This window comes from Cyanobium sp. BA20m-p-22, from assembly GCF_024346275.1.
In the GTDB taxonomy this organism is placed as follows: domain Bacteria; phylum Cyanobacteriota; class Cyanobacteriia; order PCC-6307; family Cyanobiaceae; genus Cyanobium_A.
In genome coordinates this window covers 1-8302 of sequence record NZ_JAGQCQ010000156.1, presented here as the reverse complement: position 1 = coordinate 8302, position 8302 = coordinate 1, and the positions used below count along the sequence as shown (strand labels likewise).

Genomic DNA, 8302 nt, shown 5'->3' with positions numbered 1-8302 from the left:
GGCGACGCACTGCACGGAAATGGTTTCGCGCTGCCAGGCGTCAAAGCCAAAGATGCGGTTGGCCTCGGCAATCGCTTGCCACCCCTCCAGGTAGGCCAGGGAGCGGCCGGCCTGGCTGCGGGTTTGGACCTTGGCGCGATCGAGTGGAGCTGAAAGGGCAGCGATCTGCTGGGGGGAGAAGACAGCGGTGGCCATGGGAATACTGAGATGTGAGAGGTGATATGGGTGGGAGGGGTATGGGCCCGCCACTGCAGCGGGCCATGCGTGGAGGGCTCTGCCCCCCTCCGGTCAGTGGATGCGCCAGGAGCGGCGGGAGAGCAGCTGGGCCCCAGCGATCTGTTGGCCGGCCTTGAGGGCCTCCTTGATGGCGTTCTTGTCCGGCTTGCTGGTGGTGGAGAAGGTGAGCCACTCGGGATCGAGGGCCTCTTCGTCGTCGATCACAACGGCCTGGGACTTACGGGAGGTGAGCTCGAGATCGGGGAAGGAGAAACGTGTAGCGGCTGGCTGCAGCTGGGTGAGGACAAAGACAAGGGACTCCTCCAGTGCATCAGCCCGGCCGGCATCAGAGCGGGCCAAATCGGCGAGCCGCTTGGCCTGCTGCTGGCGGTAGGCGGCCTGGCCGCGCAGGTGCTCGATAACCCAGCAGGTGGCATCGGCCTTAGCGGCGAGGGCCTGCTTATTGCCTTCTTCTGCCAGAAGAGCGGCCTCCAGCTCGGCGAGGGCCAGGGCCCGTTGCTCGGGATCATCAGCTTCCAGTTGCTCGGCTAGCTGGGAGATGGCGGTGGTGAGCTCCTGGGCCTCGCTGCCCAGCTGCCATAGGGAACCAGAGCGCTGCAGGGAACAGGCAGGGCCTGCTGCTGGAGGAGCCGCTAGCGGAGTGACGGCAGCAGCGGGGATGGGAGTGAGAACAGCCATGGCACAAATGAGGAGAAATGGGAACAGGGGAAGTGAGGGCAATGCCAATAGGTATCAAGGGAGGCTGGGGGCGTGGCTGATCTGTGCCACAGAGAGCGGCACTGGCGCATGGGCTGCCAAACGGCGGGCCTCTCTCACCAGCGAGGCGGTGCCAGCGCCACCGGGGAACGCCACCACCAGCACCGAGACCGGTACAGCAGCAGAGCTGAGGGCCTCGGCCCGGCTAATCGCCAGCTCGAGTAGCTCCCGATTGCGGATTGGCCCCGCAGCGCGGCCATGGCGGCGCCAATCGGCGGGGAGTACCTCAACCGGCCAGCCCAGCTGAAAAGCGGCGCGACCGATGGCGCGATCAGCGCCGCGGGCCCCGCCATGGAGCAGCCCATGCACGAGCTGACCGCTGCTGCGGGCCATAAGGACAGCAGCGATCTGCGCGGGCAACCAAAGCAGATCACGGCCACCACCGGCCACGATCACAAGCGAGTGGGATGGGGCTATTGCAGGGCTAGATGAGAGATAAAGATCCATGAATCAGCTGCCAGAGGTGACAACTGATCGGGGCAACACACCGCAAATAAAAGAGCGGCTGTGATGGCGAGATCAGGGAATAGGATTACCGCAGGCGATGGGCTTGGGGCCTTTGGCGCAGCCCTTATTCTAGCAGTACAAGTGCACTTGTGGGCTGCTTGAACCGCTGCAGGACAACGGATCTATGCAAAACCTGGCCCTGCTAGGAGGGAACTGCAATTGATAAGCAGCCCCACCAGATTTAGCTTTTAATACCCAACCGGCCGCGCAGCCGCGCGAGGAAGCCTGGGGCCTTCCCCTTCCCCATCAACGCGGGCGAATGCCTGGCCACCGCAGCCGCGGGGAAGTGGCCCTGCCTGCCACCCCCAAATAACCGGCCCCAGAGCGGAGGGCGGCGGCGGCTGGCCGATGCAGGCCACGGCCCAGCCGTGGCACGCTGAAGGACGGCCGTCGTCGCACGGAGTGGTGCGCTCAGGGAATTCGAACTGAGCCTTGCGGTGTCTGCTCAGGACGCTCGCGCAAAGGCGAGTAGGGCGCCTAAGTCTCCTCGGTCGGCCTGCTGGAGAGCGGCGATGTATTGCTGCCGCAGGCCTGAGGTATCAACGAGGGAGCTCCTGCCTCCCCAGGAGAAGCCAGGTTCCCCTAGCTGCTCGATCAAGACATCAGCGATCAGGCGCGCGTGGCGGCCGTTGCCATTGGGAAAGGGGTGGATGGAAACCAGTCGATGATGGAAACGGATGGCTATTCGATCCACCGGATCCACCTGGTGCTCCACCTGAAAGGCGATGTCGGCCAGCAATGCCGGCACCTGCATGCGGATCTGCCGCCAGTCGGCACCGATGCTCTTGTCGCTGCTGCGGTACTGACCGGCCCAGCGCCAGCTCTGGCCGAACATTTCGCGATGCAGACGCCGCAGCCAGCTCTCTTCCAGTGGCCGGGGCCGGCGCTGGCGTGACAGCCAGAGCAGGGCGGCTTCGATGTTTTGTTGCTCCCATTCGTTGAGTTGGCTGCGGCTCACCAGATGAGAGGGCAGCAGTCCTTCCAGCTCCTCGCCATCCAGCGATGTCGCCCCGGCCGGAAGGCCGTCGTTCAATCCCACAGCCGGGTGCCGCTGGTGTGCAGGATCTCCTCGGCCATGGCCTCAAGCCGCTCATTTGCCGCTGCAGAGGGAGACGCAACTGGCTGGGCCTCAAGCGCCATCGTTCGGCCGGCGCGCTGCTGCCACTGCTGTGCCAGGTGCAGGGCCTGCTGCCATCTCATCTCACGCAATGGGCGCCTGGGCACGAGGGCGTACTGCAGATCACAGTCGAGGGCCTCAGCCACCCGCCGCAGGGTGCCGAGGGTGATGGCATCGACCGCTTCTGCCTGCTCAAGCTTGCGCGCCCCAGAAGCCGTCACGCCAAGGCGTTCTGCCAGTACGCCGGAGGTCATTCCCAGGGCCTCGCGGATGGCCCGCAGCCAGCCCGCCGGCGGGCGCGGCGGCAGCGGATGACTCGCTGCGTCCTGCAGCACCGCATCCATCTGGGCCAGCCTTAGCTCCTTGGGATTCATGGCGGATGGGAGCGATCAGTCCCGCTTGGGGCCTTTGCAAGCAACTTATCACTCCTGCTGGAAGACAGCTAGGGAGAGTGTTGGGTTGCCTTCATATGCAGTTTCGGGAGTTATCACTCTTGCCTTCGGCTCCCCTTGGCTCCCCACTTGGCTCCTGTGGCCTGGCCGCAGAGCTGCCAGCCCCAGGGAAGCTCGAACAACTCGGCTAGCCGCACACCCCGGTGAGCGTTGTGGATCGCAGTTGGGACGTTCATCGGCCAAGACGTGTCGCAGCCCGCTCGAAAGCGTCATCAACAACGTCATCACCACACCACTTGCTGTAGGCAGCAAGGTGAGTTTCGACGCTGTGCCCCATGGCTGCTGCCGCGACTTTCGGCGGCAATTCGCAGATCAGGTGGGCGCGATGGGCGTAGCCATGCCGAGCGGAATAGAGGACCAGCTTCTCCCCTTCTGCTTCGTATTGCTGGCGCAGATCCTGCCAACGACGGCGCCTACGCATGTACAGGCCCATATCCTCCGCGCCAAAGCCCGGGCGCATTGGGGGTAGTGGCTGGGACTTGAACTGCTCCAACAGGTTCCAGGCTTCTGCCCAGTCATCGCAGGGCAGCAGCCGCAGCGGCCTCGGTTTTGTCTCTCCCCTGCTGGTGTTCTTGCGGTAGTTGCACCAAAAGCGGCCGCCTCGTAGCTGAAGGTGTTGCAGCTCCTCCGGTCTCAGGCCATAGGCGGCAAGCAACTGGAACGAGAATCGCCAGCGTGCGTCGGGGATAGCTTCAACCAGCTCAAGGATGTGCTTCACCTCGATCGGAGTAGTGATCGTCTTCCCTTCCCGCTTGCGGCCTACAAAAGGGTCGAGATCTAGAGGTGGAGCCCACTCCACAGGCAGAGCGCCGTTATCGACTCCCCATCGCAGCAGCGCGGCGGCCTGCTGCACCTGCATCTGCCGGCCACGGGAGCCAGGTTGATCAGACCACCGCGCCGTGACGGCTTCCAGCAGTTCCCGGGGATTGGTGGGCGGTTTCTTGCTGGCGAGGATGGCCAGCAGTTCTGCCATGCGGCGCCGATACACGGCCTCCCAGGTCCGCGGTTTGATGGCGCCGCTGCTCAGCTTTCGGGCTTTGAATCGCTCAACCAGCTCAGGCCAATCAATCGGGCCGGCCCCTTGCTCAGCTGTTGGTTCAGCTGCTGGCTCCTCGCTGGCCAGTGCAGCCGCAATGGCCCGGTCAAGTGGTACCCCGTCGATGTGGGCAGAGTGGATCGCCAGAACCGTCTCTCGGATGACATCGGCCTGGTCATGCGCCCATTCGATGGGCAGCAGAGCCTGATGACGACCGCCGGCTGCATCGACCGTGAGGCGCGTACGGCCCCGCAGATCGGAAACGCGCCAGCCGCTGCTCGTGCCTCGCTGGGCAAGGGAGAGGCGCAAGCCGGAGCGCAGCACAGAAATCCAGGAGTCAGAGGCTCTAGAACCCCCCATGTGAGCAAATATGTGAGCAAATCGACCCCCATAGGTTGGCACGGCCAGGCTTGCACTGCCATCCCCTTGCACACTAAACGGCTGTTGCAGCAGTGCTTTTGGGCCTAGACTCCAGTCCTTGCAATCGATCTCTCAGACCCGTAAAAGAGAGTTTTGGGAGCACTAGGTCGCAGGTTCGAATCCTGTCGCCCCGATTGACTTTTCAGCTACTGGCAAACTTTGCGGGAGCTGAGCGGGAGCTGGGACGGCTCTTGCGGGCGCTGAAAACAGCGGCTCGACTATTGGCTTTCTTCAGCCCCAGCTTCTGGGGCGATGAGATCCCCAGTGGCATGAGTGGCTCGAGAGCCCTCCAGTGAGCTTTCGGGCAGTCCGCAGGGAGCTTGGTATCCATTTGCCCAGCGGCTGCGTTCGGCTCCACATTTTTGGGGCTCAGGGCAAGGCGCAGCCTGAGTCGTCCGCGTAGTCACCCGGGTAGGGCTCCGCTTCCCAGCAGGGCGTCACATCCTCGGTCTCTGCGCGCGCGGGCGCGCGTGTAGTGCCTGTGGGGATGTCCTTTGGACGATGATCAGCGAGATCGCCCTCGGTGACTCGATTTGTTTTACGGACAAAATCCGCCGTGTCCGATAAAGATGCGCTCGGCGCTTCCTCGGCCGGCGGCTCCGCTTCCCCGACCTCGATTATCGGACACTCTGTTTCGGTGTCCGATAAAGATTCCTTGCGCTGGAAAAACTCTGGAGGATCATCGGACAAAGGACATCCAATCAGAGACAACGCACGCGCGACCTTGTAGATGATCGGAGCCTTACCCCGCCCCTGCACAGCCCGCTTATCCCGCTCCATCAACCCGTCTTCCACCCAGCGCTCCAGCCACCTCCCCACGGTCTTCTGTGACGGCACCCGAGCACGGTCTCCACGCGCCCCCTGCATCAGCCCCAGGAGCTGCCGCCACACCTCCTCCCTAGTCAGCCCCGAGAGATCGACGCGGTGCTGGCCTGCAAGCTTGCCCGGCTCACACGCAGCATCACGGCCCGCGCTGAGACTTACACCGTCTTCAAAGCTCCTGGCGCTATCGCCGGCAAGCCTCGACTTGTCGTTGGCCATGCGCGCTGTGGCGAGGCAGTCTGCTCAGAGGCGGAGCTGCCGTCCATAGCCGCCAGCGGGGGGAGCTTCGAGTGGCGTGAGTTGGCAGCAGCCCTGCGGTTGACGTTCTAACGAAGCGGTGCAATAGCGCCCATGCGTTGAAACCACCGCCACCGCTTAGGCAGCTTCGAGTGGCGGGCTCCTGCGCTTGACGTTCTAACGAAGCTATGCAATGGACACCAAGCCGAATGCCTCTTAACGCTTGAATTTGCGCTATAGTTACCCCACCGAAGGCTCTAATCGCTGCCTTTGGGTTCAGCTCGGTTCGGAAGACGAACCTAGATGATTCGCCACTCCCTAATCGCTCTCGATCGGGGCTGCACCGCGTTGCAGCCGGCCCATCAGCCGAGCATGAATCCACGGCAAGTAGCGAGATCACTCACAAAACTGCACGCCACCAGGCGAAGCGGTGTTCTCTCTAAGTACTGCCATGGCAACACTCACACAAATTGAGTGGCTCACATCTACCGAGTTCGCTAAGCGCTACCGCGTCAGCCGAAACCGGTTGAAAGACCTACGAGACCAACAAGTTCTAGTGGCTGGAGTTCACTACATCATGTTTGGGTCCCACCGACTCTACGACGTAGCTGCGTGTGAGAAGGCCGTGCGCGAAAACAGTAAGGCTCGCGCCAAAGCGGTTGATGGGAAAGCCTACCGCTAATTGCGTGCATAAAAAAAGCCGGGGCGCCACACCCCGGCTCGATTGAACAAATTAACTCTGACCATCCTAATGGATACCTCTAATCAACAGCTGGCCCCAGTGCAGGGGGTGCCAGCGGAATACCCAAAGAAGGGGCGCGGTGCGCTGCCGAAGGCCTATCCGAAGACGGCTGAAGGGCTGCAACGCTTAGATGCCGACATCAAGGAATACGGGGCCAAGCAGCTCGGGGTGAGCTACGGAGTCACCCACCACGCCGTGTTGCAGCACCGGAAGCGAATGCGGAAGGAGCTCGCTAGCAACGCTGCAGCCGCAGGCGGGCTTATTCCACCTGGGAAGCCCGGAAGAGAACACAACCAGCAGCGCGGTGCAAGTGACCGTGAGGAGCCAATGAAGGGGGAAGTGACTTCTGTGATTTCCCCGACGAGCGTTGTTGCATCCGATACGCCCTCACCGAGTGAGGGGCTGACGCCCGCACCCGGCTTCGAAGAACTGAACCCGAGGGAGCAGCTCACCCGCCATCTCGACTTCCTCGGACTGGGGGAGGACGGCACCGAGTTCGTCGTGGATCTGGCCCCCACGGAAGGTGGCGGGCATTGGATGAGGCTGGCGACAGTGCATCGGAACCTTGAAGCGACCGATACGGGCGTGTTCCTCGACGTGCAAGACGTCTTGATGACGAAGAAGAAGCGAGAGAACAACGATAAGCCCTCAAGCAAGCGAGAGGGCACCCACAATTGGCTGTTCGAGGCCGCGAGCATCGGCGCCAAGGAATACGGAAAAAAGAAATTTCAGGTGTATTTCAAACCGAACCAGTTCGTTGGGAAGGGGCACACCGTTGAAGCCGCAAACGTGCTGCGCACCCGCGCGTTCGTCGGTGAAAGCGACGGCGCGGGAGGCACGCTGCAGGAGCAGTGGGACAGGGCGATGGCCCTGGAGGTCCTCGGCCTGCGGTTCAACGCCTTGGTGGCTAGTGGCGGGAAGTCGCTGCATCACTTCATCCGGGCGCCGAAGGGTATGGCTGTGGGTTGGGAGCGCGATGAACGCATCAACAAAAAGCTGTGCGTTGCTATCAACGGCGATCCCAGAGTGATCAACCGGGATAGGTCGATGCGCCTGGCTGGCTTTGAGCGCCAGGGAGGCCGGCGGCAGGCACTACTCAAGGGCACGGCCGACGAGCTCTATGCGAGCCCCGAAGAGCTGGAAGCGACGCTTGATCGTGTGCTGCTGGAGCTCGGCGTCGCCGATTGGGCCGCCGCCTTCCAGGAACTTGGCGGCGCCGGCGAGGGGGATAAAACCCTTAGCAGCCTGACCCGCACCTCGGAGTGGGATCCGACCAAGAGCTGGCGGAGCGGCCCGAGCGCGCCCTGCCGGTGCTGCGGTCGTACGAAGAGCGAAATGTGCGAAGAGTGGATCTTCGAGGAGGAAGACGGCCCGACCCGGGCCGGCATTACCTGCTATGTCGGCGAAACGCACAAGCCATCGACGACCTGGGATCCTGTCGTGGCGAAATGGTTTGGGCGGGAGATACCGCTCGAGGTTGGCGACCTGACATTCCTGCTGGATGGGTCGCCTGTGCACTACCGCGGGCCCAGGCGGAACAGCTTGGGGGACTTCAAGGTTTTCCTGTTGGATCAGTCGGACCCGCCGAGGAAGCTGACCGAGGAGGAGTTCGAAAAAGAGGCCGGCGGGGGCTTGGTGCCGCCCGGCAGTGAGGTGATCGACGCGGAGGTGGTCGAGCCCGCGGCGGCGTGTGACAACGGCTCTGGGCTAGCGGCGAAGCCCCTGACCCGAAGGGATCTTGAAGAGTTCCCTCTGCTGATCGAAAAAGCTTTCAGCAAAGGGCCGGACAAGAAAGATGCTTTCTGGGCCACATTTAACGATGTGACATATCGCTGGAAAGACACCCACTACGAGATGATTTCTGACGAATTACTTAAGGGCACCACGAAAAATTACCGGTTGCGATCTCGGCTCGGCACTCCCGGGTAGACAAGGACATGAGTCTCATGGAACGGCTACGCATGGTTTCTATTTTT

Annotated in this window: 9 protein-coding genes; 1 reads left to right on the top strand and 8 read right to left on the bottom strand. The window is 62.5% G+C overall.

Translation table 11 applies throughout. The features are described 5' to 3' along the window. The 8 genes from KBZ15_RS13365 to KBZ15_RS13330 all read right to left on the bottom strand — a co-directional run. On the bottom strand, nucleotides 1–195 hold a 195-nt coding region (locus KBZ15_RS13365), incomplete at its 3' end, for a Rad52/Rad22 family DNA repair protein (RefSeq protein WP_255015709.1). A 93-nt stretch (nucleotides 196–288) separates the two neighbouring features. Beyond that, the gene (locus KBZ15_RS13360) at nucleotides 289–915 is read right to left on the bottom strand and encodes a siphovirus Gp157 family protein (protein ID WP_255015708.1); all 627 of its coding nucleotides are present in this window, start codon (nucleotides 913–915) and stop codon (nucleotides 289–291) included. A gap of 54 nt (nucleotides 916–969) precedes the next feature. Beyond that, a complete protein-coding gene (locus tag KBZ15_RS13355) occupies nucleotides 970–1326 on the bottom strand; it encodes an SLOG family protein (RefSeq protein WP_255015707.1) in 357 nt (118 codons plus the stop codon). 619 nt (nucleotides 1327–1945) lie between these two features. Continuing rightward, a complete protein-coding gene (locus tag KBZ15_RS13350; RefSeq protein WP_255015706.1) occupies nucleotides 1946–2533 on the bottom strand; it encodes a mobile mystery protein B in 588 nt (195 codons plus the stop codon). Then, nucleotides 2530–2991, bottom strand: coding sequence for a mobile mystery protein A (locus KBZ15_RS13345; RefSeq protein ID WP_255015705.1), 462 nt, complete (start codon nucleotides 2989–2991; stop codon nucleotides 2530–2532). Before KBZ15_RS13345 ends, KBZ15_RS13350 begins: the two co-directional genes overlap by 4 nt. A 113-nt stretch (nucleotides 2992–3104) precedes the next feature. Next, nucleotides 3105–3245 carry a hypothetical protein gene (locus tag KBZ15_RS13340; protein WP_255015704.1) on the bottom strand — a complete coding sequence of 47 codons (141 nt, stop codon included), beginning with the start codon at nucleotides 3243–3245 and terminating at the stop codon, nucleotides 3105–3107. Next, on the bottom strand, nucleotides 3242–4414 hold the full coding sequence (locus KBZ15_RS13335; protein ID WP_255015703.1) for a hypothetical protein: 1173 nt from the start codon (nucleotides 4412–4414) through the stop codon (nucleotides 3242–3244). The genes KBZ15_RS13340 and KBZ15_RS13335 overlap by 4 nt, the downstream gene beginning before the upstream one ends. A gap of 480 nt (nucleotides 4415–4894) precedes the next feature. Beyond that, nucleotides 4895–5566, bottom strand: a complete 672-nt coding sequence (locus tag KBZ15_RS13330; protein ID WP_255015702.1) for a hypothetical protein — start codon at nucleotides 5564–5566, stop codon at nucleotides 4895–4897. Nucleotides 5567–6335: 769 nt separating this feature from the next. Here KBZ15_RS13330 and KBZ15_RS13325 point away from each other — a divergent pair. Then, nucleotides 6336–8255: a hypothetical protein gene (locus KBZ15_RS13325; protein WP_255015701.1), complete on the top strand. Its 1920-nt coding sequence runs from the start codon at nucleotides 6336–6338 to the stop codon at nucleotides 8253–8255. The last annotated feature ends 47 nt before the right edge of the window (nucleotides 8256–8302 follow it).